General features: G+C 69.9%; 30 protein-coding genes. 19 read left to right on the top strand and 11 right to left on the bottom strand.

Going from position 1 to position 26,299, the window contains the following annotated elements; translation table 11 throughout:
* Positions 1 to 11: 11 nt before the first annotated feature.
* Positions 12 to 917 (bottom strand): alpha/beta fold hydrolase, encoded by a 906-nt coding sequence (locus EIZ45_RS35615; protein ID WP_205670233.1) that lies wholly within the window; start codon positions 915 to 917, stop codon positions 12 to 14.
* 56 nt (positions 918 to 973) lie between these two features.
* Between EIZ45_RS35615 and EIZ45_RS35610 the strand changes: the two genes are divergently transcribed.
* A complete protein-coding gene (locus tag EIZ45_RS35610; protein ID WP_134668077.1) occupies positions 974 to 1,549 on the top strand; it encodes a TetR/AcrR family transcriptional regulator in 576 nt (191 codons plus the stop codon).
* Here the strand turns inward: EIZ45_RS35610 and EIZ45_RS35605 are convergent.
* Positions 1,546 to 3,717 (bottom strand): molybdopterin-dependent oxidoreductase, encoded by a 2,172-nt coding sequence (locus tag EIZ45_RS35605; RefSeq protein ID WP_134668078.1) that lies wholly within the window; start codon positions 3,715 to 3,717, stop codon positions 1,546 to 1,548. The genes EIZ45_RS35610 and EIZ45_RS35605 overlap by 4 nt on opposite strands.
* An 81-nt stretch (positions 3,718 to 3,798) precedes the next feature.
* On the opposite strand from EIZ45_RS35605, the gene EIZ45_RS35600 reads away from it, so the two are divergent.
* Both EIZ45_RS35600 and EIZ45_RS35595 read left to right on the top strand, forming a co-directional pair.
* The gene (locus EIZ45_RS35600) at positions 3,799 to 5,334 is read left to right on the top strand and encodes an HD domain-containing phosphohydrolase (RefSeq protein WP_134668079.1); all 1,536 of its coding nucleotides are present in this window, start codon (positions 3,799 to 3,801) and stop codon (positions 5,332 to 5,334) included.
* A 54-nt stretch (positions 5,335 to 5,388) separates the two neighbouring features.
* Positions 5,389 to 5,793 (top strand): nuclear transport factor 2 family protein, encoded by a 405-nt coding sequence (locus EIZ45_RS35595; RefSeq protein WP_134668080.1) that lies wholly within the window; start codon positions 5,389 to 5,391, stop codon positions 5,791 to 5,793.
* Positions 5,794 to 5,856: 63 nt separating this feature from the next.
* Here EIZ45_RS35595 and EIZ45_RS35590 read toward each other — a convergent pair whose 3' ends face one another.
* Both EIZ45_RS35590 and EIZ45_RS35585 read right to left on the bottom strand, forming a co-directional pair.
* The gene (locus tag EIZ45_RS35590; protein ID WP_134668081.1) at positions 5,857 to 6,471 is read right to left on the bottom strand and encodes a glyoxalase; all 615 of its coding nucleotides are present in this window, start codon (positions 6,469 to 6,471) and stop codon (positions 5,857 to 5,859) included.
* A 53-nt stretch (positions 6,472 to 6,524) separates the two neighbouring features.
* Positions 6,525 to 6,932, bottom strand: coding sequence for an MmcQ/YjbR family DNA-binding protein (locus EIZ45_RS35585; RefSeq protein ID WP_134668082.1), 408 nt, complete (start codon positions 6,930 to 6,932; stop codon positions 6,525 to 6,527).
* Between the two features lie 33 nt (positions 6,933 to 6,965).
* Here EIZ45_RS35585 and EIZ45_RS35580 point away from each other — a divergent pair, with 33 nt between their 5' ends.
* From EIZ45_RS35580 to EIZ45_RS35545, 9 genes are all read left to right on the top strand, one after another.
* Positions 6,966 to 8,489: a CdaR family transcriptional regulator gene (locus tag EIZ45_RS35580; RefSeq protein ID WP_134668083.1), complete on the top strand. Its 1,524-nt coding sequence runs from the start codon at positions 6,966 to 6,968 to the stop codon at positions 8,487 to 8,489.
* 118 nt (positions 8,490 to 8,607) lie between these two features.
* Positions 8,608 to 9,870, top strand: a complete 1,263-nt coding sequence (locus EIZ45_RS35575) for an FAD-binding oxidoreductase (protein WP_134668084.1) — start codon at positions 8,608 to 8,610, stop codon at positions 9,868 to 9,870.
* Positions 9,871 to 9,877: 7 nt separating this feature from the next.
* A complete protein-coding gene (locus EIZ45_RS46280) occupies positions 9,878 to 10,048 on the top strand; it encodes a hypothetical protein (RefSeq protein WP_037810387.1) in 171 nt (56 codons plus the stop codon).
* A gap of 87 nt (positions 10,049 to 10,135) precedes the next feature.
* On the top strand, positions 10,136 to 10,594 hold the full coding sequence (locus EIZ45_RS35570; RefSeq protein ID WP_043827743.1) for a GreA/GreB family elongation factor: 459 nt from the start codon (positions 10,136 to 10,138) through the stop codon (positions 10,592 to 10,594).
* Positions 10,595 to 10,622: 28 nt separating this feature from the next.
* Entirely contained in the window at positions 10,623 to 10,853 is a 231-nt protein-coding gene (locus tag EIZ45_RS35565) for a hypothetical protein (RefSeq protein ID WP_037810389.1), read from the top strand.
* Between the two features lie 149 nt (positions 10,854 to 11,002).
* Positions 11,003 to 11,374, top strand: coding sequence for a hypothetical protein (locus EIZ45_RS35560; RefSeq protein WP_051728743.1), 372 nt, complete (start codon positions 11,003 to 11,005; stop codon positions 11,372 to 11,374).
* Between the two features lie 94 nt (positions 11,375 to 11,468).
* Positions 11,469 to 12,548 (top strand): NBR1-Ig-like domain-containing protein, encoded by a 1,080-nt coding sequence (locus EIZ45_RS35555; RefSeq protein ID WP_134668085.1) that lies wholly within the window; start codon positions 11,469 to 11,471, stop codon positions 12,546 to 12,548.
* Positions 12,549 to 13,089: 541 nt separating this feature from the next.
* The gene (locus EIZ45_RS35550) at positions 13,090 to 13,917 is read left to right on the top strand and encodes a choice-of-anchor P family protein (RefSeq protein ID WP_043827742.1); all 828 of its coding nucleotides are present in this window, start codon (positions 13,090 to 13,092) and stop codon (positions 13,915 to 13,917) included.
* The gene (locus tag EIZ45_RS35545; protein ID WP_037810391.1) at positions 13,914 to 14,498 is read left to right on the top strand and encodes a class F sortase; all 585 of its coding nucleotides are present in this window, start codon (positions 13,914 to 13,916) and stop codon (positions 14,496 to 14,498) included. Before EIZ45_RS35550 ends, EIZ45_RS35545 begins: the two co-directional genes overlap by 4 nt.
* 60 nt (positions 14,499 to 14,558) lie before the next feature.
* Here the strand turns inward: EIZ45_RS35545 and EIZ45_RS35540 are convergent, their stop codons facing one another.
* Entirely contained in the window at positions 14,559 to 15,053 is a 495-nt protein-coding gene (locus EIZ45_RS35540) for a MarR family transcriptional regulator (RefSeq protein WP_134668086.1), read from the bottom strand.
* 41 nt (positions 15,054 to 15,094) lie between these two features.
* Positions 15,095 to 15,346: a hypothetical protein gene (locus tag EIZ45_RS35535; RefSeq protein ID WP_134668087.1), complete on the bottom strand. Its 252-nt coding sequence runs from the start codon at positions 15,344 to 15,346 to the stop codon at positions 15,095 to 15,097.
* A 104-nt stretch (positions 15,347 to 15,450) separates the two neighbouring features.
* On the opposite strand from EIZ45_RS35535, the gene EIZ45_RS35530 reads away from it, so the two are divergent.
* Both EIZ45_RS35530 and EIZ45_RS35525 read left to right on the top strand, forming a co-directional pair.
* Positions 15,451 to 16,824, top strand: a complete 1,374-nt coding sequence (locus EIZ45_RS35530; RefSeq protein WP_134668088.1) for an FAD-binding oxidoreductase — start codon at positions 15,451 to 15,453, stop codon at positions 16,822 to 16,824.
* 146 nt (positions 16,825 to 16,970) lie between these two features.
* Positions 16,971 to 18,737, top strand: coding sequence for an MFS transporter (locus EIZ45_RS35525; RefSeq protein ID WP_037810399.1), 1,767 nt, complete (start codon positions 16,971 to 16,973; stop codon positions 18,735 to 18,737).
* Here the strand turns inward: EIZ45_RS35525 and EIZ45_RS35520 are convergent.
* Genes EIZ45_RS35520 through EIZ45_RS35510 form a run of 3 tightly spaced genes read right to left on the bottom strand, consistent with a single transcriptional unit; the run spans position 18,703 to position 20,901 of the window.
* Positions 18,703 to 18,912, bottom strand: a complete 210-nt coding sequence (locus EIZ45_RS35520) for a DUF1737 domain-containing protein (protein ID WP_043827737.1) — start codon at positions 18,910 to 18,912, stop codon at positions 18,703 to 18,705. The two genes, EIZ45_RS35525 and EIZ45_RS35520, sit on opposite strands and share 35 nt — an antisense overlap.
* A 49-nt stretch (positions 18,913 to 18,961) precedes the next feature.
* Positions 18,962 to 20,311 carry a DHA2 family efflux MFS transporter permease subunit gene (locus tag EIZ45_RS35515; RefSeq protein WP_205670234.1) on the bottom strand — a complete coding sequence of 450 codons (1,350 nt, stop codon included), beginning with the start codon at positions 20,309 to 20,311 and terminating at the stop codon, positions 18,962 to 18,964.
* Positions 20,308 to 20,901, bottom strand: a complete 594-nt coding sequence (locus tag EIZ45_RS35510) for an NADPH-dependent FMN reductase (RefSeq protein ID WP_134668089.1) — start codon at positions 20,899 to 20,901, stop codon at positions 20,308 to 20,310. Before EIZ45_RS35510 ends, EIZ45_RS35515 begins: the two co-directional genes overlap by 4 nt.
* A 65-nt stretch (positions 20,902 to 20,966) precedes the next feature.
* Between EIZ45_RS35510 and EIZ45_RS35505 the strand changes: the two genes are divergently transcribed.
* Complete coding sequence (locus tag EIZ45_RS35505; protein WP_134668090.1) at positions 20,967 to 21,572, top strand: TetR/AcrR family transcriptional regulator; 606 nt, start codon at positions 20,967 to 20,969, stop codon at positions 21,570 to 21,572.
* A gap of 216 nt (positions 21,573 to 21,788) precedes the next feature.
* Positions 21,789 to 22,028, top strand: a complete 240-nt coding sequence (locus EIZ45_RS35500; RefSeq protein ID WP_134668091.1) for a hypothetical protein — start codon at positions 21,789 to 21,791, stop codon at positions 22,026 to 22,028.
* A 63-nt stretch (positions 22,029 to 22,091) separates the two neighbouring features.
* Here EIZ45_RS35500 and EIZ45_RS35495 read toward each other — a convergent pair whose 3' ends face one another.
* Together EIZ45_RS35495 and EIZ45_RS35490 are read right to left on the bottom strand one after the other, a co-directional pair.
* Positions 22,092 to 22,766 carry a peptidylprolyl isomerase gene (locus tag EIZ45_RS35495; protein ID WP_134668092.1) on the bottom strand — a complete coding sequence of 225 codons (675 nt, stop codon included), beginning with the start codon at positions 22,764 to 22,766 and terminating at the stop codon, positions 22,092 to 22,094.
* A gap of 42 nt (positions 22,767 to 22,808) precedes the next feature.
* Positions 22,809 to 23,063, bottom strand: a complete 255-nt coding sequence (locus EIZ45_RS35490) for a DUF2631 domain-containing protein (RefSeq protein ID WP_037810410.1) — start codon at positions 23,061 to 23,063, stop codon at positions 22,809 to 22,811.
* 93 nt (positions 23,064 to 23,156) lie between these two features.
* Between EIZ45_RS35490 and dxr the strand changes: the two genes are divergently transcribed.
* From dxr to EIZ45_RS35475, 3 genes are all read left to right on the top strand, one after another.
* Positions 23,157 to 24,353 carry a 1-deoxy-D-xylulose-5-phosphate reductoisomerase gene (gene dxr, locus EIZ45_RS35485; RefSeq protein WP_134668093.1) on the top strand — a complete coding sequence of 399 codons (1,197 nt, stop codon included), beginning with the start codon at positions 23,157 to 23,159 and terminating at the stop codon, positions 24,351 to 24,353.
* A 172-nt stretch (positions 24,354 to 24,525) separates the two neighbouring features.
* A complete protein-coding gene (locus EIZ45_RS35480; RefSeq protein ID WP_134668094.1) occupies positions 24,526 to 25,728 on the top strand; it encodes an RIP metalloprotease in 1,203 nt (400 codons plus the stop codon).
* Positions 25,729 to 25,846: 118 nt separating this feature from the next.
* The coding region (locus EIZ45_RS35475) for a flavodoxin-dependent (E)-4-hydroxy-3-methylbut-2-enyl-diphosphate synthase (RefSeq protein WP_167756655.1) at positions 25,847 to 26,299 on the top strand (453 nt) is incomplete at its 3' end.

The raw sequence follows: 26,299 nt of genomic DNA, 5'->3' as shown, positions 1-26,299 counted from the left end.
CCGACGTCGCACTAGCGCTCGATGAACTCGGTCAGCGCGACCACGACGGCATCGGGCTGTTCGTCCGGGATGAAGTGTCCGGAACCCGGGATGACGACGCCGGTCGTGTTGTCCGCCCACGGGCGGAGGGAAGCGGCCATGTCGGGGATCGAGCCGTGGGAGGCGGAGATGCCCAGGACCGGGACGGTCAGACGCCGTTGCTCCAGGGCGGATCGGTTCTTGCGCGCTGACTCGGCCGCATCGCGGTAGTAGGCGAGCGAAGCCCGGAGACCACCCTCGGCGGCGATGGCGGCGGCGTAATGGTCGGTTTCGGCGCTGTCGAAGGTCTCCGGGGACAGGGTTTTGGCTTTCAGAAACCAGTCGACGTACTCGCGTTCGCGACCGGCGAGCAGGGTCTCGGGAAGGTCGGGCACCAGGTGGAACGCGAAGTGCCAGGTCTTCCAGGCCCGCTCGGGATCCGTCGGGATGGACTCGGGGAGGGTGACTCCGGGGATGCCGGCGTCGAGCAGCGCGACCCCGTGCAGGTGCGCTTCGTGCTGAAGGGCCAGCGAGAAAGCGACCCAGGCGCCGACGTCGTGGGCGGCCAGCCAGTACTTCGGCACGTCGAGCGCCGTCACCGCGGCCTGGACCTGCGCGGCGACGGTGTGGGTGTCGTAGCTGTCATGCGGGCGGTCGGAGTGCCCTTGCCCGGGCAGGTCGATCGCGACGACGCGGAATCGCTCGGCGAGGCCCGGCATCGCTTTGCGCCAGGCCCACCAGGTCTGCGGGAATCCGGCGAGCAGGACGAGGGCGGGGCCGGTCGGCTGACCGCCTTCCACGGCATGCAGCTGGACGCCGTCCGCATCGACCCAGCGGTGCGTGAAGCCGGGCAGGTCGGGCAGCGGCAGTGCGGAAATCGGGTTCGCGGCGGCAGTCATGACTTCAGCGTAGCGCATCTTGAACTGATCAGTCCAAGATGCGCTACGCTGGGCAGATGGCCGGGAAGAAGCAGTTCGATGTGGACGTCGCACTCGACGCGGCGATGGTCCAGTTCTGGCGAGCCGGATACGCCGACACCTCGCTCGACGACCTCTCAAAGGCGACCGGGCTGAACCGCAGTTCCATCTACTCCTCGCTCGGCGACAAGGACGCGCTGTATCTGCGCTGCCTGGACCGGTACGCGACGCGCTACGGGGACAGGTACGACCAAGCTCTGGCGAAGGCGGCCGAGGAACCGCTGGGCGCGATACGGGAGTTCTTCGATGTCACGCTGAACCGCATCGCTGACCCCGAAGTGCCGGACGGATGTCTCGTCGCCCAGACCGCGATGGCGATCCCGGTGCTGAGCCCGGGCATCGCGGCGCGCGCGACCGAAGTGCTGGGCCGTCAGCACACGCGGCTGCGGACCGCCTTGCGTGCCGGGAAGGTGCCTGACGCGGATGATTTCGCCGTGCACCTCGCGGCGGTCAACCAGTCGTTGGCGGTGATGAGCCGGGCTGGGGTGAGCCAGAAGCAGCTCCGCGCGATCGTCGACATCAGCTTGGGTGCGCTTTCGCGGGCTCTGGGCTAGCCGTCTTTGGTGATCTCGCACAGCGAAGCGCGCAGTGGCGAGCTGCCGCTGGTCGGGTCGCTCGGGCCTTGGCTCAGCACGAGATTGAGGTTCGCGCTGTCGTCGCCGAACGGCGGGTAGCCGGGCTGGCCGAGTCCGGCGGCGGGCTGCCACCAGCCGTGCTGTCCGCACACGACGTCGGGGCGCAGGTTGCCGTTGAACTTCGCCTTCGCGCGGATTCTCCCCAACGGCGTCTCCAGCCGCACCCAATCCCCGGCGGAGATTCCCCGGTCCGCGGCGGTTTCGGGATGGAGTTCGACGACCGGATCGGGTGCGGATTTGCGCAGGCTGATGATTTCCCGGTGCTGGGTTTCGCAGAAGAACAGCGACTTCGCGCAGGTGAGGATCAACGGGTAGCGCGTCGCCAGATCCGGCCGGGACCGCGGACTGATCGACGGTTCGGCGAAGGTTGGCAGCGGCGGATATCCGTGTGCCCGCAACGGTTCTGAGTACAATTCGACCAGCCCGGACGGCGTCTGGAAACCGCTTCGTTCGTACTTGCGGTAGACCGTCCGCAACGGCAGGCGGATTCCTTCCGGGGCGGCGCGCAGCTGTTCGAGGGTGAGGCCGCTGGGCTCGAGCTGGTGTCGCCAGGCCGCCTCGATGTCGCCGTGGAAAAACTGATGGCCCACTCCGAGCGCGACGGCGAGGTCGAAGATGATCCGCAGATCCGGCCGCGCCTCGCCGCGGGCGGCGACCAGCGGCTGTCGCAATTGGACAGTCGACTGCGCGGCCTGGCTGGTCTCGAAACCGATCCGCAGCGCTTCGGTCTCCCACGCACTCGTCGCGGGCAGCACGAGGTCTGCTTGTTCCGCGGTCGGGTTGAGGAACAAATCCGTGTGGACAAAGAAATCCAACGCACGGAGAGCGTCCCGGCCTCGCGCGCTGTCACCGTGGGCCATGACCAGGTTGCCGCCGAAGTTGACCAGCGCCCGGGCCCGATAAGGCACGCCGTCCAGCGCCGCGCGGTAGAGGTCCTCGCCGGTGACGAACTCGAACCGGGCGGGTCCGAGCGGACGCTCCCGCACCCCGATGGTCTTGGCGCGCTGCTCGGGCACCAGCAGCTCCCGGCCGTCGACCGGGTTGGTCGGCACGGGCGTGAACAGCACGTTCCCGCCGGGCGCGTCGATGCATCCGGTGAGCGCGTAGAGCTGGCCGATGGCGCGTACGGTCTGGGTCGCGTTGCTGTGCTGCTCCAGTCCGCTCCAGGTGTAGAACGCGACCGGGCGGTGTTCCCAGAGGAGCCGGGCCGTGGCGACGATCTGCTCCGCGGGCACGCCGGTGATCTCCTCCGCGACCTCGGGCGGGTACTTCGCGCACTCCTCGGCGATCAGGTCCCAGACCCGGCGAGACGGGCTGACCCGTTTCGCCGCGTTGGTCCACCGTTCGACGAATTCCTTGTCGTACCAATCATTCTCGATCATCACGTGCGTGAGCGACAACGCCAGCGCCGCGTCCGTGCCGGGGCGGACGCGCAGCCATTCGTCGGCCTTGCTCGCCAGCCCGGCGCGCCGGGGATCGACGACGACGAGCTTGGCCCCTCGCCGCAGCGCGGCGGTGGTCGCGGTAGCGTGCGCGAGCCGCGAGACCGACGGGTTGTAGCCCCAGTAGAGGATGCACTGCGCGTTCTCGAGATCGGGCAGGTAAGCGCCGGGGACCGGCTCGCCCCAGGTGTAGAGCGTGGCGAGGTGGCGGCCCCAGCCGCAGAGTTCCATGTAGCTGACGAAGTTGGGACTCCCGAAGGCGCGCCGGAGCCGGGTCAGCCATTCGACGGTGTCCGACATCGCCGACGTCGAGGGCGAGGAACTGCCGAACACCACCGCTTCCGGACCCGATTCCTCCGCGATCGCGGTCAGCCGGGACGCGATCGTCGCCAGTGCTTCGTCCCAGCTGACGCGCTCCCATCCGGGGTCGGCCGCGCCTTTCGGGGCGGTGCGGCGAAGGGGATGCAACAGCCGGTCCGGATGCGCGACGATCTCCGGCGCGGCTTTGCCTTTGACGCAGATCGCGGCACCGGTCGGATGGCCGGGCAGCGGGCGGAGCGCGAGCAGCCGCCCGTCCTCGACCGTCGCGGTAGCCCCGCACCTCGACACGCACAGCGGGCAGAACGTCGGCACCTCGGTCGCCATGGCGCACCTCCGGACTCTGCCTGGAAGTCGGCGCTGCCCCGTCCGGCGTAACAGCGGGAGTTTCAGCGGCGACTTTCCGGGGTGAGCAACGCCGCGCCGGTGCGGTTGTCCGAGCTGGTCGCCACTCTGTCGCTGGTGGCCGATCTCGGCATGGGCCGCCCGATGGAGCGGGTGCTGCGGCAGACCGTGATCGCCCTGCGGCTGGCCGACGCGGCGGGCGCCGACGACAGCGTGCGCGCGGCGGCTTACTACACGTCACTGCTGACCTGGGTGGGCTGCGCCGCCGAGACCAGCGAGCTGGCCGAGCTGTTCGGCGACGAGACCGAGCTGTACGCCGACAGCCACGACGGCGACCTCGCCGGGGTCGCGATGGCGATGTTCGTCCTGCGGCACCTCGGCCGCGGCGGTCCGCGACTCCGCCGCGCCGCGCTCGTGGGCCGGTTCCTCGCGACGGCGGGCCGGTCGGTGCAGCAGGTCATGCAGGCGCACTGCCAAGGCGCGAGCGAACTGGCCGGACGGCTCGACCTCGGCGAGGACGTCTGCCGTCCGCTGCTGCAGTCCTTCGAACGCTGGGACGGCCGCGGCGTCCCCGGCGACGCCGGCGGCGCGGACCTCGACCCGGCGATCCGGCTGGTGCAGCTCGCCGACAACGTCGAGGCTTTCCACGACAGCGCGGGCGTCGACGGCGCGGTCACCGTCGCCCGGGAACGCCGCGGCACCCAGTTCGATCCGGAGCTGGTCGACTGCTTCCTGAACCACCGCGGCGACATCCTGGCCGAACTGGACCGGATCCAGGCCTGGGACGAGGTCATCGCCCTCGACCCGAGGCTCGGCGCGCAGCTGACTGAGGACGAACTCGACCGCGCATTGCAGGCGTTCGCCGACTTCGCCGACCTCAAATCCCCGCCGCGGCTGGGGCATTCCCGCGGAGTCGCTTCACTCGCCGCGGACGGCGCGACCCGGCTCGGTCTCCCGGCGCCGGACGTCCGGCTGGTCCGGCGCGCGGGCTGGGTGCACGACATCGGGATGATCGGCGTCCCGAGCGCGATCTGGAACGCGACCCGGCCGTGGTCGCTCGCGCAGGCCGAACGCGCCCGCACGCATCCGTACCTGACCGAACGGATGCTCGCCGGAATGCCTGGCCTCGCCGCGGTCGCCCGCTGCGCGGCGCACCACCACGAACGCCTCGACGGTTCCGGTTATCCGCACGGACTTTCCGGCGACGCCCTGCCGATGCCGTCCCGGGTTCTCGCCGCCGCCGACGTCTACCACGCACTCGGCGAACCACGTCCGCACCGCGCGCCGCTGGTTCCCGACGCGGCCGCGCAGGTGCTGACCGCCGAAGCCCGCGCCGGACGTCTCGATCCCGATGCGGTGAGCGCGGTTCTGGCAGCGGCAGGTCAGCGGGTCCGCCGGACGCCGGACGGGTTGACCGCGCGGGAGACCGAGGTCCTGCTGCACCTGGCTCGCGGACTCTCGAATCCGGAGATCGCCGCCGCGCTCACGGTGTCCCGCAAGACGGTTTCGACGCATCTGGAGCACATTTACGCGAAACTCGGGGTGACGACTCGGACGCAGGCCGCGTTGGTCGCGATGCGCCGCGGGCTGACCGGGTGAAAGATCGGGCAGTTGCCCGATCCCCGGCGGTGCGGCGCGCCGTAAACCTGAGGCATGACTACACAACTCCAGGCCTCCCGCATCTCCCGAGCGGGCGCCTTCATCGAAGCATTGAGCAGACAGGACTTCGCGCGGATGTCGTCCGCAATGGACAGTGCGGTGCGGCTGACCGCCCTGCTGCCGCCGGGATTGCGCGAATTCCACGGACCCGCCGAGATCATCGCCGCGTTCACCCACTGGTTCGGCGAGGTCGACGACTTCGAACTCGCCGAGGGCGAGGTGGACCGGGTCGGCCCGCGACTGCACCTGCGCTGGCGGGCACGAGTGCGAGCGGAACGGCTCGGCGAGGGGTGGTTCGCGGTGGAACAGCAGGCATACGTGGACGACGACGCGGACGGGCAGTTCACGCGAATGGTGTTGCTGTGTTCCGGTTATTGCCCGGAAAGCGGGGCGCGCTGAGCGTGTTCTCGTGAGTGTTTACGCCGGTTCTCACCGGCATGAACACTCACGACCCCGCGCCCCTCACTCGGCCAGAACCGAAGTCTCCCAAGCGAACCCGTCCGGGTCCGTGATCCGTCCCGCGTCCCCGCCTATGGTCAGAAGATGCGCGCCGGAGCCCTCTTCCGGCACACCGGCGTCCTTTGCCAACGCCTTCCGGCCGTAAAGCGCCAGCTTGATCGGGCTCGTCTCGAATTCCACGTACTTGCGTCCGTAGCTCTTGCCGACCGCGAGCCCGTGCGAGACGTAGAACTGCTTGGTCGCCGCCACATCCGACGCGCCCAGCAGCAAAACCATCTGGTCGTATTCCCGGACTCCCGCGCCGGAGTCCTTCTTCGTGGAAGTCGCGACCTTCCAGATCGCGCCGTCGGGGGCCTGCACCACTCCGCCGAAACCCCACAGCGACTTGGCCGCCGGCTTCAGCGAGGTGGCGCCCGCGGCGAGGGCAGCCTCCAGGTAAGCGACGGCGTTCGCGGGCTGGGAAACGGTGAGCGACAAGGTAAATCCGCGGAAACCGGTGCTCGGCGCGGAGGCCTGCCGGAAGCGGAGACGGTCGCCCAGGTCGAACGCGGCGGTGTAGAAGCGCTCGGCGGCGGCGACATCGGGAACGTCCAGGGTGACAAATTCGAAGGAGGTCATGCGGTAAACGCTAAATCCGGCGCCACCCCGGATGCTTCTTGATTCCTGATCGCTTACCGAGCCCGAGTCCCGGCCAGCCACGCTTCGCGCCGGCGCGGTGACGCTCGGGACAGCCAGGCGTCCTCGACGACCTCGGCCAGTTCCTGCCGCGTCAACGAGCCCAGATGCGCGGCGCGGATCAGCACCGACAGGTGGCCGTCGAAGTGCGGAGTGGTGAAAAACGGGCTGTCCGGGTCCTGGACCAGGGCCTGCTTGTCCGATTCGGACGGCACCCAGAACACGATCACGTCCGGATACCGTTCGCCAGTCTCCGGGTCAAAAGCGTCGGGTCGCGGCGTCCGGAAGAACACGAACGACTTGCCGCCGACCTGGTAGACGGGGTTTTCCTGCGAGCCGCGCACCACCGTGACGTGGGGCATCCCCAGCGCCAGCTCGTGCACGTCCTCGACCCGCGCTCGCATGACCCCCCACGATACGTCAGGTATGAACAGGGCATGGTCACGCTGGATCGGCTCGTCAACGTCCTCGGTGGGTACGGCGCGCGGTTGTGCTGCTGTCCCGTCGCGCGCGAAGCGGCGTTGCGGGACGTGGTGATGGACGACCCCGCCGACCCGCGCGAGTTGCGCGGCGACGTCTACCTCGCGGTCGGCGTCGATTCGGTGGCGGAAGCCGTCGAACGGGCCGCTCAAGCACGGGCGTCGGTGGTGCTGGTGCGGGGAGTGACGCCGCCGGGACCCGAGGTGGACAGCCAGGTCGCGGTGCTGCTCGTGGACCCGGAAGTGTCGTGGGGACAGCTCGCCGGCGTGGTCTACGGCCTGGTGCTCGAAGGCCGCGAGACGGAATCCGGCCGCGGGCCGACCGACTTGTTCGCGCTGGCCGACAGCCTCGCCGACGCACTCGGCAGCGCGGTCACCATCGAGGACCAGCTGTCCCGCGTGCTCGCGTACTCCAGTCGTCAGCAGGGCGCGGACCGCGTGCGGCTGGAGACGATCCTCGGGCGGCGAGTGCCGGACCAGGTGCGCGAGCTGTTCGAGCGCCGCGGCGTGTTCGCGCATCTCGCCGTTTCGGACGAGCCGTTGTTCGTCGAGGCCGATCCCGAGCACGGGCTCACCGGGCGCATGGTCGTCGCGGTCCGGGCCGGACGCGAGACGCTCGGGTCGATCTGGGTGGAGTGCGAGGAGCCGCTGTCCGACGTCCGGCGCACCGTCCTGCACGACAGTTCCCGCACGGTCGGGCTGCACCTGCTGCGGTCGCGAGCGAGCGCCGACCTCGAACGGCAGGTCGAATCGGACCTGGTGATCCGTCTGCTGGAGGGCACTCCGGACGCGGCGGCCGTGCTGAGCAGGCTCGGTTTGCCGCCCGGCCGGTTCCGCGTGGTCGCGCTCCAGGCGCACATCGCCGACGAACGGCACGCCGCGCTGCTGCTCGCGTTCGAGCGCGCGACCACCGGGTTCGGCTGGTCGCGGCCGGGCCGGAGCACGCTGTTCAGCAACACCGTCTACACCGTTCTGCCCGGTGAGGACGTCGAAACCGCCCGCGCGTGGATCGGCGGGATCCGCGACGCGCTGCCCGCGCAGGTCACGGTCGCGGCGGGGATCGGCGCGCCCGCGTCCACCGCGGACCTGCCCGCGAGCAGGCGGGAATCCGACGAGTGCCTGGCGCTGCACGACGTCCGCCCGAAACCCGGCGCGACCGTCGCGTACGACGAGTCCTGGGACGACATCCTGATCCTCCGCCTGCGCGCCGCGGCGGCAGCGGGACGAGCCCCGGCGCGCGGTCCGATCGCCGATCTGGCCCGGCACGACGCGGCCAACTCGACCAGCTACGTCGCGACCCTGCGCGCGTGGCTCGAGACCCAGGGCGATCTCACCGAGGCCGCCGAACGGCTCGGCGTGCACCCCAACACCATCCGCTACCGGCTGCGGAAGATGGCCGACGTGACGCCGCTGCGGCTCGATCTGCCCGCGAAACGGCTGGCGATGATCATCGAATTGGCCGTCGCCGATCCGCAGGATTGACCGATCCGGACAAACGGGCCTGATCCGTTTGGCCGAACTCGACAAAGCCCGTCCGCCGGATCCGGGTCATCCTGGCCGCACCAGCACAACCAGCGGCACGGCATCGGCGGAGGAACACATGGGCGATCTCGACCGGAAGGACGGCGGGCCGCGTTCGGCGATCGTGGTCGGCGCGGGCATCGTCGGCCTGTCGACCGCCTGGTTCCTGCAGGAACGCGGCGTGCGGGTGACCGTCGTCGACCGCGAGGGCATCGCGGCGGGCTCGTCCTGGGGCAACGCGGGCTGGCTTTCGCCCGGACTGGCGATCCCGCTCAACGAACCCGCCGTCCTGCGCTACGGCCTGCGCACCCTGCTCGACCGGCAGGCTCCGCTGCACGTCCCGGCCACCCCGGACCCTCGGCTGTGGCAGTTCCTCGCTCGCTTCGCGGCGAACTGCACCCACCGGTCCTGGAACCGCGCGGTGCGCGCGAACCTGCCGTTCAACGAGGAATGCCTCGAAGCGTTCGACATCCTGACCGCGAACGGCGTGGACGCGCCGACCATCGACGCGCCCATCACCGCCCTGTTCGAGACTTCGGACAAGGCGCAAACGCTGGTCAAGGAACTGGACCGGCTCGGCGACGCCGGGCAGAAGGTGTCCTGGACCCAGCTCGCCGGACCGGAGCTGCGCGAGCACTTCCCGCAGGTCACCGACCGGATCGGGGCCGGCATCCGGCTCGACGGACAGCGGTACGTCGACCCCGGCCGGTTCGTCGAATCGCTCGCCCGCGCGGTGGTCAGCCGAGGCGGCACGATCCGGCACCGGTTCGAGGTCGCCGCGATCCGCCGGCACGAGTACGCCTACACCGTCCTGTCGGCGAACGGGCAGACCGTCAACGCCAACGCCGTCGTGCTCGCGACCGGCGCTTGGCTGGGCGAGCTGGCGCGCAAGTGGGGCGTGCGCGTCCCGGTGCGCGCCGGCCGCGGGTACTCCTTCACCGTGCCGACCGACGAGCCGGTGCCGAGCCCGATGTACCTGCCCGACATCCGGGTCGCGTGCACGCCGTACCAAGGCGGGCTGCGGGTGGCCGGGACGATGGAGTTCCGCAAGCCGGACGACCCGCTGTACCCCGCCCGCGTCGACGCGATCATCGCCTCGGCCCGGCCGCTGCTCAAGGGCCTGCGCTGGGACCAGCGCACCGACGTCTGGGTCGGCTCGCGCCCGGTCAGCGCCGACGGGCGGCCGGTGATCGGCCGGACCGGCGCGCCCGGGATGTACGTCGCGGGCGGGCACGGCATGTGGGGCCTGTCCCACGGCGCGGTCACCGGGAAGCTGCTCGCCGAGCAGATGGTCACCGGCAGGCTCCCGGAAGCGCTGCGGCCGTTCGACCCGCTGCGGTGACCCGCGCGTGTCCGCCGAACCCGTCCCGCTGACCGGCGACGAGCACGCCGAACTGCTCTTCCTCCGCGCGGAGAACGCCTTGCTGCGCACCGAAAGGGACATCCTGGTGAAGGCAGCGGGCTGGTTCGCCGCCGACGCCGGCGTGCTCGACCGCCGCACCGAGCCCGAGCCCCGCTGACCGCCGCGGGACTCCTCGAAAGTCCGTGGGGGCTGGACGCCTCCTGCTTGCCCGGCCCCCACGGACGTCATCCGAAAGGCACCTCTCATGTCGACGACCTCTTCGCGTCCCTGGCTGACCGCCGACGCGCACGCCCGCCTCGCCGCGGAACTCGCTGACCTGCAACGCGAACCCGACCTCGACGAGGGCGCGGGCGAACACGACCGGCTCGACCGGCAGCAGCACCGGCAGGCACGGATCCGGCAGCTCCAGGACCTGCTGCAGAACGCGGTCGTCGGCGAGGACCCGCCCGACGACGGGGTCGCCGAGCCCGGGATGGTCCTGACGGTCCGCTACGACGACGGCGGGACCGAGACGTTCCTGCTGGCCGCGCGCGACGAGGTGGGCGGCGGGCTGGAGGTTTACTCGCCGGACTCGCCGCTCGGGCGGGCGTTGCATGGCGCGAGGCCGGGGGAGCAGCGGGAGTACGAGGTGCCGAGTGGCGCGCTTGTGCGGGTGACGCTGGTCGAGGCTTATCCCTACGGCCGCTATCGAAACGACGGCTGAACCCCGCTTTGTGATTACCCTGACAGGTGTGACCGACGAAGAGCTCATCATCGAGTTCGCCCTCGCCCGGCTCGACAACCCGAGCCTCGACCTCGAGGAGGTCGCGGCGCTGCTCGTCCGCCGCGCCGGACCGGAACGGATGCTCGACTTCGCCGCGCGCAACCTCGAGACGCGCGGCGAACTGCGCGCCGCGATGTTCGAGTCGGCGGTCGAACACGTCTTACGCGTCGTCCTGACATTGCGCGGCCCGGCTGACTGAGCCGTGGACAATTCGCTGACCTGCGTGGACAGCCCCGGACATTGACCGTGGACAGCGAGCGGTTGAGGACAAAACGGACGGCGCGCTGGGATGAGTGCACCGGGATTTCCCGGCTGTACTCCATTCCGATTCGTCCGAGGGGAACACCCATGAAGATCGGCAAGACGCTGATGGCCGCCTCCGCGCTGGGGATCGCACTCGCCGGGATCGCCGCGCCCGCCGCGTCGGCGGACACCGCGGCTCCGGCGAGCGCGCAGAGCAAGCACACCGCGAGCATCAAGTGCACGAAGCCGTCCGGGAAGAAGGCCAACTACTCCTGGGGCGACGGGTTGACGAACGTCACCGTCTACTTCAACAACCACTGTTCGCACAAGGTGTCCGCGGGCATCGTGCTCAAGGACATGGACGGCGCGCTGAGCGTCCAGTGCATGACCACCAACGGCGGCACCAGCGGCAAGAAGAAGTTCCACATCGGCGCGGACCACACGGTCGCGCGCATCCAGAAGGGCTGCAAGCTCTGAGCCTCCGCGGCTGATTCGCCGGGCGGGCCCGGGGCTGCGCCGCCCCGGGCCGCCTGGCAACCTCCAAGGGTCGATGTCGATCATTGGAGGTGTCATGAGCGAGCCCGCGCCCGGGCAGCCCGGGGCCCGCCGGGGTCGCAAGCACATCGTGCCCGACGCCGGCTCGGGCCCGGTGGCCCGTTTCGCTTGCGCTCTGCTGGACCTGAAGCGGGAAGCGGGAGACCCGTCCTACGACCGCATGCGCACGGAACTCGGCGCGGCGGCGTCGAAGTCCGCCCTGTCGGCCGCCACGCGCGGCCGCAGCGCGCCGTCCTGGCCGACGACCTGGGAGTTCGTCCGCAGCCTCGCGGTGACCGGCCTCGGCCGCGAGGAGGAGACGGTGCGCCGCGAGTGGCTGGCGCGCTGGGAAGAGGCGACCGAGGGGCAGTCGGGGTGGGGCTCTGACTCGGCAGAAGGCGCTTCGTCCGCCGATCGGCCCGGTGCGGGGGAGCGGATGCCGTCGGCGGGCGAACCTTCCTCCGCGCCGGAACCGCCGCCCGACGCCGATCCGGCAATGCCCGCTCCGTCCGCCGTTCCCGCCGAACCGGCCGCCGTCCCCAATGCGTCCGCCGTTCCGGCTGCGTCCGCAGCCCCCGAACCGGCCGCCGCCCCCGAACCGGCCGCCGCTCCGGCCGCGGCCAAGACCCGCCGCTGGGGTTCGATCGTCGTCGCCGCGACCGTGCTGGTCGTCCTCGGACTCGTGGCCGCCGTCGTGGTCCTGGCCACGCCGTCCGCCCGTGACAAGGAAGCCGCCGCCCCGCACTACCCGCTGCCCGGCGACTCGTCCGGCTTCGGCGGCGACGGCCTGCCCGGCGACGTCACCTTCCCGGACGGCGCGAAAGCCCGCTACGGCCAGACGTTCACGAAGATCTGGCGGCTGAAGAACACCGGCTCGGTCCCGTGGCGCAGCCGCTTCTTGCAGGTCGCGGGCGGCACCACCGTGCTGTGCCCGTCGCCGCCGCGCGTCCCGGTCCCGGACGCCGAGCCGGGGCAACTGGTGGAGGTGAGCGTCCCGGTGACGCCGACCGGCACCGGCGTCTGCCACGTCCTCTGGAAGATGGTCGACGAACGCGGCGCGCTCGTGTTCCCGGACCGGACCGGGATTTTCTATCAGGTGACCGTCGCCGTGGAGTAGCCGAGAACGCGCCCGAAGTCCTTTTCGGACTGTCCACAATCGCGCGTCGCCGCAGGTCACCGCCCTGGGCAAGAAAGTCGTACCCTTTTTCCCGTTCGCTCGTTCCGTTCCCGCTGATTCCATTGTGGACAATTTCCGTCCGCCCGGAACCCGGTCGCGGGACGAATTGGCGAACCGGGAATGACGGCTCCAGGAGGCGGTAGCGGTCACATTGCGGAGGGTGGTCAACGAATACCCTCCGCAGGATCACTCCTCCGGGTGGGGCGAAGGGCAATCCGCCATCGGGGCCTCGGTTCCGGTAGCTCAGAGTGAGAAAACCGCGGAGCTAGCGCCGCGTTACATCACTCTTTAGTGGTGAAATTGCGATAATTGTGGTCACTGGAACCGGCGGGCGGGCGCGGTGCGCGACGGATCTTGCTTTGCGTTTCCCGGGCGTCTTGATAATGTCGCGGCCTGCCAGGGACCGACAGTTGTGCTCGGTCACGCGTGGATTCGGGGATCCGTGCGGCGGCTCCATTCTTGATGTTCGGAAGGACAATTCATGCGTTCTGCCCTGCTGCGCGGACGGACCGTCGCGGTCGCCGTTCCCGCGCTGGCTTTGCTCGCCGCCGCCGTCGCCCCGCCGGCGCTCGCCGCCGACGCGCCGGCCGGCTCGGCCTACGGCGCGTCCGCCTCGGTCTCGCTGCTGCCCGGCGTGCTCGGCGACAAGGGAATCACCGTCGACACCGGCAAGATCGCGCCCTCCTCGACCGAGGGCCCGGAGTCCGCGCAGGTGGTGAACGTGCCGCTGAAGGGCCTGGTCACGGCCAAGGTGATCAGCAGCTCGGCGAAGCAGGACGGCAGCAACGGCCCGGTCGACGCGAAGGCCTCGATCGTCGACGCCGCGCTCCCGGTGCTCGCCCCGCTCGCCGGCTCCACCCCCAAGGCCCGCGTGATCAGCTCCGAGTGCAAGTCCACCCCGGACGGCATCACCGCCTCGTCCGAGCTGGCCGGCCTCGACCTCGGCAAGATCGGCAAGCTCCCGGTGTCGACCAAGCCGAACCAGAAGCTCGGCATCGACGGCGTGTTGCAGGTGATCGTCAACGAGCAGATCAAGCACTCCGACGGCAGCCTCACCGTCAACGCGCTGCACGTCAAGCTGCTCGGCGGCACCGCCACCGGCGCGCTCGGCAAGGGCGACATCGTCCTCGCCTCGGCCACCTGCGCCAAGGTCGCGGGCAACCCGACCACCCCGCCCACCACGCCGCCGACCACCCAGCCGAGCAAGCCGGGCACCCCGCCCGCCGAAGGCCCCGGACAGGTCACGGTCGTGCCGGTCGGCGCGCCGGAGACCGGCGACGGCACGCTGGCCGCGGTGACCGCCCGGTGACGCGTTCCCGGTTCGGGCTTTTCGCGCTGCTGCTGGCTTTCGTCGCGAACTTCGCCCTCCTCGGCTGCGGTTCGGCGGACCAGGCTCCGCCGGCCGCCGCCCCGGCGAGTTCCGCGGCGGCCGCGCAGCAGGTCGCGGACCCGGTCTCGCTCGACGTTCCCAGCATCGACGCGCATTCGTCGCTGGTGCCGCTCGGCCTCAACGACGACAAGACCGTGCAGGTGCCGCCGGTGGACCAGCCGCTGCAGGCGGGCTGGTACCACTTCGGGCCCAAACCGGGCCAGGTCGGACCGGCGGTCGTCCTCGGCCACATCGACGGCAACCACCAGAAGGGCATTTTCTGGCGGCTGCACGAGATGAAGAAGGGCGACAAGGTCGTCATCGGCCGCAAGGACGGGTCGAAGGCCACGTTCACGGTGACCAAGGTGGACCAGATCGCGAAGAAGACGTTCCCCACCGAAGCCGTGTACGGCAACACGACCGACTCGCAGATCCGCCTGATCACGTGCGGCGGCGCGTTCGACGCCGAAAAGAAGAGCTATCTCGACAACATCATCGTGTACGGCACGCTCGACAGCTGAGCCGCACAGATACCGGGGCCTCGTCGTTTCGCGCTCGGGCGAAGCGGCGAGGCCCTTCTGTCATTTACCGGAGAGCTCCTCGGTGGCGGCCCGGCCCGCTTCGGCGGTGCGGCGCAGGAACCCGGCGATCAGCATGAGTTCGTCTTCGGTGTACCCGGCGCACAGGTCGTCCATCGCCGAGTTCATCCCGCCGTACACGCGAAACAGTTCCTGCGTGCGGCCCGGCACCGCCCGCACGGTGACCGCGCGCCGGTCGGCCGCGTCGGGATCCCGTTCGCGCACCACCCATCCGCCGCGTTGCAGGCGGTCGAGAATGCCGGTCACGGTCGCCGGGTGCAGACCCGCGCGGCGGGCGAGCGCGCTCGGGCTCAGCGGTCCGCCGGTCGAGATCAGTTCGAGGCAGTCGAGGTCGACGTCCTTGAGCTTCAGCCGCCCGCCGACCTGGTGGTTCAGCAGCGACAGCTGATTGCGCAGTTCCCGCAGCGACTCCTTGAGGGCCACCGTGGTGCGCCGCCTGCGCCGCGCCGACTCCGTCCCGGATGCTCCGGACGCCATCTGCTCCGCCCTCCCGTTTCTCGCTGGTCAGCGTAGCCGGGTCAGGCGGCGGCGAGCAGCGCTTCCCCGGCCGGGGTCAGCACGGCGGGCACCGGCTGCCCGAACGGCCCGGTTTCCCGCGCGCGCAGCAGACCGGCGCGCGCCAGCGCATGCGCGGTGAACTGGTCGCTGCACGGCAGGCCGTCCACGAACAGATCCGGCTCGCAGCTGCAGGTCAGCCGCCCGCGCCCGGCGGCGACGGCACGCAGCATCGAGATCCCGCGGCGGGTGACGGTGGTGTCGGTGCGGTTCATGGCTGCCTCCTCGAAGCTCGCTCTCACCGATACGTCGAACGAGCCGCCCGGATTTCGACCTAACCTGACGGGGAAATGCGGACCGGAAGAACACGGGAGCCCCCATGCTGATCGACGACCTGCACACCGTCCTGCCGGACGACCGGATCGTGCGGGACCCCGATGTGCTGCGCAGCTTCGCGCACGACGAGGCGGAGTGGGCCCCGTACGGCGAACCGGCGGTCCTGGTCCGCCCGCGCACCGCGGACGAGGTGCAGGCGACCGTGCGGCAATGCATCAAACACGGCACCCCGGTGGTCCCGCGCGGCGCGGGAACCGGATTGTCCGGCGGCGCGAACGCGTTGGCCGGCTGCGTCGTGCTGGCGACCGACCGGATGACCAAGATCAAGGAGATCGACCCGGTGGAACGGCTCGCCGTCGTCGAACCCGGCGTGGTCAACGACGATCTCCGCGCGGCCTGCGCGGAACACGGGCTCTGGTATCCGCCGGACCCGGCCAGTTCGCCGTGGTCGACGATCGGCGGCAACGTCGCGACCAACGCGGGCGGCGTGTGCTGCGTGAAGTACGGCGTGACCCGCGACTACGTCCTCGGGCTGCAGGTCGTCACCGGCACCGGCGAACTCGTCCGGCTCGGCCGCCGCACCGCGAAGGGCGTCGCCGGGTACGACCTCGCCGGGTTGATGGTCGGTTCGGAGGGAACGCTCGGCGTCATCACCGAAATCACCGTGCGGCTGCGGGCGAAACGCGCGGCGGAGGCGACCGTCGCGGGGTACTTCGACTCGACGGTCGCGGCGGGGGAGGCAGCGGCGGCGATCCGCGCGGCCGGGATCGTGCCGTCGGCGCTGGAACTGGTGGACCGGCATTGCCTCGCCGCGGTCGACGCCTGGAAGAACATGGGCTTGTCCGCCGACGCGAACGTGGTGCTGCTCGGCCGCAGCGACGTGCCGGGCGGGCACGAGGCCGCGGTGATGGTGGAGTGCTTCGAGAAGGCGGGCGCGACCTGGGCCGCGCAGTCGACCGACGAGGCCGAGGCGGACGCGTTGTTCGCCGCCCGGCGGCTGGCGTACCCGGCGCTCGAACGGCTCGGCCCGGTGCTCACCGAGGACGTCTGCGTGCCGACGCATCTGGTGCCGGAAATGCTCGCCCGGATCGATCTGGCGGCGCAGCGGCACAATACGCAAATCGCCAATATCGCGCATATCGGCGACGGGAATCTGCATCCGCTGCTGATCACGCCCACCGGGGACGACGACGCGCAGCGCCGCGCGCAGGCCGCGTTCGACGACATCGTCGCCGACGCGCTCGAACTCGGCGGGACGGTGACCGGCGAGCACGGGGTCGGCCTGCTGAAGCGGCCCGGTCTCGAAAAGGAGCTGGGACCAGCGGTTCTCGACCTGCACCACGCGGTCAAGAACGCCCTCGACCCGCACGGGATCCTGAACCCCGGAAAGGTCGTCGGCGGTCCCGTCCAGCGGTAACTCGACCGAGTGAAAGTAAACAGTCCACAAAGGATAGTCATCCGTTTGTGACCCTTGTCTCCCAGTCGTTTTCTTTTGTTGGTTGCCTACCGCAAGCAACTTGCTTAGCCTAGCTAAGGGAACGGCTGGGAGAGGGGTTTTCGACAGTGGCGGAGCGCAGGACGTATTCGATCGCGGAACTCGGTCCGCGGTACAAGTGGATCGCGCTGTCCAACACGACGCTCGGGATGCTGATCGCGACGATCAACTCGTCCATCGTGCTGATCGCGCTGCCCGACATCTTCAAGGGCATCGGCATCAACCCCCTGGAACCGTCGAACACGAGCTACCTGCTGTGGATGATCATGGGCTTCCTCGTGGTCACCGCGGTGCTCGTGGTGGCGTTCGGCAGGCTCGGCGACATGTACGGCCGGGCCAGGATGTACAACCTCGGCTTCGCCGTCTTCACCGTTTCCTCGATCATGCTGGCGATCACCTGGTTCGACGGCGACGCGGCCGCGCTGTGGCTGATCGGCTGGCGGATCGTGCAGGGCGTCGGCGGCGCGTTCCTGATGGCGAACTCGTCGGCGATCCTCACCGACGCCTTCCCGGCCAACCAGCGCGGGCTCGCGCTCGGCATGAACGGCGTCGCGGCGATCGCGGGCTCGTTCCTCGGCCTCGTCGTCGGCGGCGTGCTCGCGCCGGTGAACTGGAACCTGATCTTCCTGGTGTCGGTGCCCTTCGGCGTCATCGGCACGATCTGGGCGTACGTCAAACTGCACGACACCGGCGTCCGCCAGCACGCAAAAATGGACTGGTGGGGCAACATCACCTTCGCGGTCGGCCTCATCGCGGTGCTGGTCGGGATCACCTACGGAATCCAGCCGTACGGCACGTCGCAGACCGGCTGGGGCAGCCCGATGGTGCTGTCCTGCCTGATCGGCGGGGTCGCGGTGCTGATCGCGTTCGTGGTGATCGAGACGAAGGTGCCGAACCCGCTGTTCCGGCTGTCGCTGTTCCGGATCCGCTCGTTCAGCTGGGGCAACCTGGCGAACCTGACCGCGTCGCTCGGGCGCGGCGGGCTGCAGTTCGTGCTGATCATCTGGCTGCAGGGAATCTGGCTGCCGCAGCACGGTTTCACCTTCGAGCAGACGCCGCTGTGGGCCGGGATCTACATGCTTCCGCTGACCATCGGCTTCCTGGTGGCCGCGCCGACGTCCGGCATCCTGTCCGACCGGATCGGCAGCCGCGCGCTCGCCTCCGGCGGCCTGGTCATCACCGCGCTCACGTTCCTGTTGCTGACGCTGCTGCCGGTGAACTTCGACTACTGGGCGTTCGCCGGGATCCTGCTGCTCAACGGCATCGGCATGGGCATGTTCTCCTCGCCGAACCGGGCCGAGGTGATGAACAGTCTCCCCGCCGACGCGCGAGGCTCCGGCGCGGGCATGATGACGACCTTCCAGAACGCGGCGATGGTGCTGTCGATCGGTTTCTTCTTCAGCCTGATCATCGCCGGCCTGTCGGACCACCTGCCGATCGCGATGTCGCAGGGCCTGACCCAGCACGGCGTCCCCGAGGCGGCCGCGCAACAGGTCGCCCACCTGCCCGCGGTCGCGGTGCTGTTCGCGGCGTTCCTCGGATACAACCCGATCCAGCAGCTGCTGGGCGGCCAGCTCGCCCACCTGCCCGCCGACCAGGCGAGCTTCCTGACCGGACGCAGCTTCTTCCCGAACCTGATCTCGGGCCCGTTCCAGGACGGCCTGGCGGTGGCGTTCGGCTTCGCGATCGTGGTGTGCCTGATCGGCGCGGTGGCGTCGCTGCTGACGAAGGACACGAAGAAGTCGTCGGAGTCGGTGGGCGAGGAACTGGCCGCGGTGGCCGGGGAATCCGGCGGCGGGCCTAGCGAGCTGGTGTCTCCGCGGAGCGATCGGTAGCGGGCCACAGCACGGCTTGGGCGACGATCACGTTCTCGCCGTTGAAGGTCAACGCGGGGCCCTCGTGCAGGCGATAGCCGAGTGCGAGGGCTTCGCTGACCCGGCGGCAGAAGGCAGCGTCGTCGGGACCGGTGAGGACTCGGTAGACGGGGAGACCGTCCGGGGGTGTGCTCATGCGGTCATGATGTCGTGGGCGGCGATGCCGGTTCTCACCGGAGTGCCGCTCACGAGGCCCTCCGCACCATCCACGCCGTCCCCAGCGCCCCCACCGCTCCCACGCTGATCGCCGCGAATCCCAGCCGGAACGCCGCGTCGACGTCCGGCAGCCGTCCCGCGATCAGCACCGCGAACACCGCGCCCCCGAGCGAGCCGCCCACCCGCAGCAGGATCGTCACCTGCGCGGCCGCGTCCGGAAGCCGGGACGGTTCAACAGTCTTGTAAGCCGCGATCCCCATCGGCATGCTCACCAAAGCCACCGAAGCCCCATACCCGGCAAGCAGAATCTGCACGAGAACACCCGGCGCGTCCACGGGCAGGAACGCGAACGGCGCCGTGCACACCACTGCCAGCACCGCGCCCACCAACGCGACCGGTGCGGCGCCGTACCGATCCACCGCTCGCCCAGTCACCGGCGCGATCGCTGCCGTGGCACCGGCGAAACCGAGCAAACTCAGGCCGGTGTCAACGAAATCCAGGTGCCGACCCAGCTGAAAATACAGCGTCACCACGATCCCGCTGCCGAAGATCAGCGCCCCGTTGAAAGCCGCGGCGAGGCTGGCGGCACGATAAAGCCGGTTGCGGTACAGGGAAAAGTCCAGCAGCGGACGCGGATGCCGTCGCCGCACGAACCACACCAGCAAAACGAGACCGGGCACCAGAATCGGCCACTCGAGTTGCCCGGTGTCGCCCCACGTCGTGATGGCGTAGAGGACCAACGGCAGCCCGGCAGCGATCAGGGCCAGGCCGACGAAATCGATCCCGCCAGGGTTCTCGCGGGAGCCGCGCGGCACGTACCGGAGGCCGAGAACCAGGCCGACCGCCCCGATCGGCAGGTTGATCAGGAACAGCCACGGCCACGAAAGCCCGTGCAGGATCAGGCCTCCGGCGAGCGGGCCGAGCGCGGGCGCGACGCTCACCGCGATCCCGAGCGTCGCCATCACCCGGCCCAGCCGTGCGGCGCCGACCTGTTGTCCCAGAACGGTTTGCCCGGCCGGGATCAGGACACCGCCCGCCAAGCCTTGCAGGAACCGGAAAGCGATGAGCAGCACGACGTCCGGCGCGGCCGCGCACAAGCCGGACGTCACGGTGAACGCGGCCAGCGCGACGAGCCACACGCGGCCGGCGCCGAAACGTCGCGCGAGCCAGCCGGTCAAGGGGAGCGACAGGGCGAGCGCGAGCAGGTAACCGCTCGCGACCCATTGCGTCACCGAGAGATCCGCGCCCAGATCGCTGCTGATCGAGTCGAGGCCGATCGTCACCACGGACGCGTCGAGTCCGCTCGCGAACGCGCCGAACACGATGATCCAGCAGATCCGCCACGTCGCGCGGTCGATGGGAGCGGCGACGGTGGTCATCGCGAAGCTCGCAGGGTGCGCAGCGCGGTCGACCAGTCGACAAGTTCCCCGAGCATCCGCGTCAGGATGCCTTCGTGGTGCTCGGCGGGAGTGAACGTGCCGGGCTCGGCCATGTCCGGGATGGCGAAGTCGGTGAACAGTCCCAGCGCGACTTGCGAGCGCACGCAGGCGACCTTCACCTCGGCGAGCGTCAGCCGGAGGTGTTCCACCGCGCGCGTGCCGCCGTTGGTGCCGTAGCTGACGAAACCGGCGGCTTTGTCGGCCCATTCGGAAAACAGGAAGTCGATGGCGTTCTTGAGCGCCGCGGGCATGGAGTGGTTGTACTCGGGCGTCACGAAAACGAAGCCGTCGAAGCCGTCGATCAGTTCGGCCCAGCGCTGGGTGTGGTCGTTGCGGTAGCCGCCGATCGCGGCGGGCAACGGCTCGTCCAGGAACGGCAGGTCGATTTCGGCGAGGTCGAGCACCCGCACCTCGGCCCGGTCGCCGAGGAAGGCGGCGGCGCGGGCGCGGGTCCATTCGGCGACCTGCGTCGCCCGGCGGCCAGGGCGGGTGCTTCCGGAGACGACGGCGATGCGAAGCGGAGAAGTCATGTCCCGAAGGTACAACGCTCGTTGTAGTTTTTGCAACGGTCGTTGTACTTCGGCATACTGAGCCGGTGCGGACGGACAAACAACGCGCTCTGCTCGACGGCGCCCTGCGGGTGTTCGCGCGGGACGGCTACTCGCGCGCCAGCATCGACGTGCTCGCGGCCGAGGCCGGGGTGTCGTCGCGGACGATCTACAACCACTACGGCGACAAGGCCGGGCTCTTCCGGGCCGTGATCCTGGACAGCTCGGACCGGGTCGCGCAGCGGCAGATCGCGGTCGCGGACAAGCTCCTCGGCCGGATCGCCGACCTGGATGCCGACCTCGTCGAGTTCGGCCTCCAGTGGGCGAAACGCGATCCGGAAACCGAACCGCACTGGGCGCTGGTGCGCCAGATCCAGGCGGATTTGGACCACATCGCTCCGGAAACGGTCGCCGCGTGGAAGGAACGCGGCCCGACCCGGGTACGGCTGGCGCTGGCCGGGCATCTCCGCAGGCTCGCCGCGGAAGGCCGCCTCGAGCTGGACGACCCGTCGCTGGCCGCGGTGCACCTCGTGCAGCTCACCGCGGGCAGCGCCGCCGCGGCCGAACCGGGGGAGGACTGGGAAGCGCTGGTCCGGTCCGGCGTCGGCGTTTTCCTGCGCGCTTACGCGCCGGGCGTCACCAGTCGAAGCTGACCGAGCGGATCTTCACCGGACGCTCTCAGGTCGAACGCAGCTAATCCTCGGATATCGATATGACGAGCTGAAGGGTTTTGTGGGCTGATGCTTACCTGTGCGGAGGTGGAGAAAGTTGTGATGAAGCCGCGTTGCGGGACAGTTTCCGTACCGGCGACTGGGCAGAGTTCTCCTGGTATGTGATAGCGATCGATTTCGCTCCGCGGAACAGCCAACGTGGTCTCTGCGCTTTCAGACCTGGCTTCGCCCGATTCTGTGGGGGTGCTCGCTCGGGCAATCGGCTGGCGGTCGCAGCGGTTTGCGGACTACGACGTCGCGCTGGAGGCGATGGATGCGTTGCTGCATATCGACACGCCTGAGTCGAGGGCGGTGATCGCTTCGTTGGCGGACGATGACCGTGTTCAGGTGCGTGAGCTGGCGCGGGATGTCGTGGCCAACCCCGACGAGTACTGGTGAGGCACGGGGCTTCGGTTCACGTACGCGGCCGGTGCGTCAGCGTCTTCCTGCGGGCCTGCAGGCTCACCAGCCGAAGCTGACCGAGCGGATCTTCACCGGGTGCTTGGGCGCGCCGTCGAGCGGGCCGTTCGGGTCGGTCGGGATGATGCCGTCGGCGACCATCCGATCGAGGACCTCCATGCCGCGCACCACCTTGCCGAGCACCGAGTAGTTCGCCGGGATGTGCGCGAACGAGTGCACGATGAAGAACTCGCTGCCGTTGGTGCCGGGGCCCTGGTTGCCCATCGCGACGGTGCCGCGCTCGTAGGTCTCGGCTCCGGTGACCTCGTCCGGGAACTTGTAGCCCGGTCCGCCCTTTTCGACCTCGTAGATGTCGCCGCACTGCAGGACGCCGAGGCGCGCGGAGTTCGACAGCCGCCAGCACTGCGAACGGTCGTAGAAGTGCTGCAGCACCAGGCTGGTCATGTTCGCGACGGCGCACGGGGCCGCCCCGGCGCGGTTGAGCCGCACGGTGACCGGGCCGTAGTTGTAGTGGAAGGTGACGTCGAGCGTCCCGCGGGTGAGCGCGAACGGCAGCGGGCGCAGCACGGGACGCGCCGCCGGGTTGTCCGGCGTCGGCGTGAAGGTGCAGCTCACCACCGGCGGCTTCACCGCGGGGGCAGCGCTGGCCGGGGCCGCGGTGCACAGGGAAAGACCGGCGATGACGGCGGCCGCGAGCGCGGCCCAGCGTGGCTTCATGGGCCCGGAAACTAGCGAATCCGGGGCCGCCGGCGCCAGGGCTTACTTGCGCCAGGCGGTGCGGCTCTTGCGCAGGTCGAGCAGCAGGAGCAGGACGAGGAATGCGGCCAGTCCGACGAGCCACACGTTCTCGGTGTTGTTCTCGTGGTTGCCCTTGATCATCACCAGCAGGATGGCCGCGGACACCCAGCCCGCGATGCGGGTGGCCTTCGGGAACGAGCCGTGCCAGCCCCACTCCGCCGACGGCTCGTCGCGCGGGTCGACCTCGGGGCGCTTCTCGACCGCCTTGCCTGCCACGACCACTCCTTCAAACCGCCTGACGTTGTGCCCTCGCATGATCCCACACCGCTGGCCGCCACGCGGACACGACCCGGGCCATAATGCTTGCTGATGACTACTTCGCGAAGCATCCTCGTGCTGGGCTCCACCGGGTCCATCGGAACCCAGGCGCTCGACGTCGCCGCACGTAATCCGCATTTGTTCACCGTCTCCGGCCTCGCCGCCGGAGGTTCCGATCCGGCGGCGCTCGCCCAGCAAGCGATCGCGCACGAAGTAGCGGCCATCGCCGTGACGAAGCCCACGGCGGTCGAAGACGTGCAGCTCGCGCTGTACGCCGAGGCCCAGCGCAGGGGGTACGCGAAGGGCGAGTTCCGCCTCCCGCGCATCCTCGCCGGCGCGGACGCGGTGGCCGAGCTGATCGAATCGATGCCGGTCGACGTCGTGCTCAACGGGCTGCCCGGTTCGCAGGGCCTCGACCCGACGCTGCGCGCGCTCGCCACCGGCGCGACGCTCGCACTGGCCAACAAGGAATCCCTCATCGCCGGCGGTCCGCTGGTGCTCGCCGCGGCGAAGCCGGGACAGCTGGTGCCGGTCGACTCCGAGCATTCGGCGATGGCGCAGGCGCTGCGTTCCGGCGAGGACAACGAGGTCGCGCGGCTCGTGCTCACCGCGTCCGGCGGTCCGTTCCGGGGAAAGAAGCGCGCGGACCTCGGCGAGGTCACCGTCGAACAGGCGATGGCGCACCCGACGTGGTCGATGGGCCCGCTGATCACCATCAACTCGGCCACCCTGGTGAACAAGGGCCTGGAGCTGATCGAGGCGTCGCTGCTGTTCGGCATCGAACCCTCGCGGATCGACGTGACGGTGCACCCGCAGTCGATCGTGCACTCGATGGCCACCTTCACCGACGGCTCCACGATCGCCCAGGCCAGCCCGCCGGACATGCGGCTGCCGATCGCGCTGGCGCTGAACTGGCCACATCGCGTGCCGGGCGCGGCCGCCGCGTGCTCCTGGGACACCGCGGCGAGCTGGACCTTCGAACCGGTCGACAACGAGGCGTTCCCCGCCGTCGAGCTGGCGCGCGAGGCGGGTACCGCGGGCGGTTGCCTCCCGGCGGTCTACAACGCGGCGAACGAGGAATCGGTGGCCGCGTTCCTGGCGGGCAAGGCCAAGTTCCTGTCGATTGTGGACACGGTGACACAGGTGGTGTCCGACGCGGACGAATGGCGGCGCGAACCCCGCGACGTCGCGGACGTGCTGGCTGCGGAGCAGTGGGCGCGCACCCGGGCCGCCGAGCTGCTGGGATGAGCGCGACCGGTGCGCGAAGCCGCGCCGGTCGATGCAACACTGGTTTCACGCTGGCGGCGGATACTTGAACCCGGAACTTTCTCGGGTGGTCTCACCGCCTGGAGCCGTGGAAGACGACGAACCTGCCGCCACCGCATCGCGGGCCGCGGCTGAGGGGTGAGGTGCAGGGCCCGTGCTTGCCTATGTGATCGGCGTGGTGCTCTTCGCGCTCGCGATCTGTGTTTCGGTCGCGTTGCACGAAGCGGGCCACATGGTCACCGCCCGGATGTTCGGGATGCGGGTCCGCCGGTACTTCGTCGGCTTCGGGCCCACGGTGTTCTCCTTCCGGCGCGGCGAGACCGAGTACGGCCTCAAGGCGATCCCGCTCGGCGGCTTCTGCGACATCGCCGGCATGACCGCGCTCGACGAGGTCACCGCGGAAGAGGCCCCGCGCGCGATGTGGCGGTTCAAGGCCTGGAAGCGGACCGTCGTGATGTCGGCCGGCTCCATCACGCACTTCCTGCTCGGCTTCATCGTGCTGTTCGTCATGGCCGCGACCATGGGCCTGCCGAACGTGGACCAGAAGCCGATCGTTTCGACCATTTCGGACTGCGTGCGCGGCGGCACCACGGTCGAGCAGGTCAACAACCCGGTCTGCCAGCCCGGCGACCCGGCCCCGGCGAAGAAGGCGGGCCTGCTGCCCGGCGACGTCGTGGTCTCGGTGGCCGGCAAGCCGACGCCGACCTGGGACGCGATGGTGACCCAGGTCAAGGCGGTCTCCGGGAAGGTCCCGGTGGTCGTGGACCGCGGCGGGAAGCAGGAGACGTTCGTCGTGGACGTGCCGAAGGTGACCCGCCCGGCCGCGAACGGCGGCACCGAATCGGTCGGCGCGGTCGGCGTCGGGGTCGCGCGGAGCATCCAGTACAGCCCGCTCGGCGCGTTCGGCGGCGCGGCGTCGTTCACCGGCGACATGTTCGCCCGCACGTGGGACGGGCTGATGGCCTTCCCGAAGCGCATCCCGGCGGTCTTCAACTCGATCTTCGGCGGCGAGCGCGACCCGGACACCCCGGTCAGCGTCGTCGGCGCGAGCAGGCTCGGCGGCGAGGCGGTCGAGGCCGGGCTGTGGCAGGTGTTCCTGCTGCTGCTGGCCAGCCTGAACTTCTTCATCGGCGTGTTCAACCTGCTGCCGCTGCTGCCGATGGACGGCGGGCACATCGCGATCGTCTGGTACGAGCGGGTGCGCGACTGGCTGCGCGGCCTGCGCGGCAAACCCGCGGGCGGCCCGGTCGACTACACGAAGCTGTCCGCGATCACGATGGTGTTAGTGGTCATCGGCGGCGGTGTCACGCTGCTCACGGTGACGGCCGACATCGTCAATCCGATCCGCCTGCAGTAACCGCGCGCACCTGGCGGGTCACGCGCGCGTCCCCGGCCGCCCGACCGGGGGTAACGCTGCTCACCGCGTCGGCTGACTTCGTTGAACCGTGCCCGGGTGGGGTGGGTACGCTGGAAGCGTGACCGTCGCGTTAGGTATGCCCGCTCTGCCCCCGCCCGTTCTCGCCGAGCGTCGCAAGACCCGCCAGCTGATGGTGGGGTCGGTGGGGGTCGGCAGCGACCACCCGATCTCGGTGCAGTCGATGACCACGACGCTGACCTCCGACGTCAACGCCACCCTGCAGCAGATCGCCGAGCTGACCGCGGCGGGCTGCGACATCGTGCGCGTCGCGTGCCCGTCGGCCGACGACGCCGAGGCGCTGCCCGCGATCGCGAAGAAATCGCAGATCCCGGTGATCGCCGACATCCACTTCCAGCCCAAATACGTGTTCGCCGCGATCGAGGCCGGCTGCGCCGCGGTGCGGGTGAACCCGGGCAACATCCGCAAGTTCGACGACCAGGTCAAGGAAATCGCCCAGGCGGCGAAGGACCACGGCACGCCGATCCGGATCGGCGTCAACGCCGGCTCGCTG

Origin of the sequence: Amycolatopsis sp. CFH S0740 (genome assembly GCF_004522315.1) — a bacterium.
GTDB lineage: Bacteria > Actinomycetota > Actinomycetes > Mycobacteriales > Pseudonocardiaceae > Amycolatopsis > Amycolatopsis nivea.
Note: the sequence above shows the minus strand (reverse complement) of the source record. Positions and strands in the feature narration are given on the sequence as shown.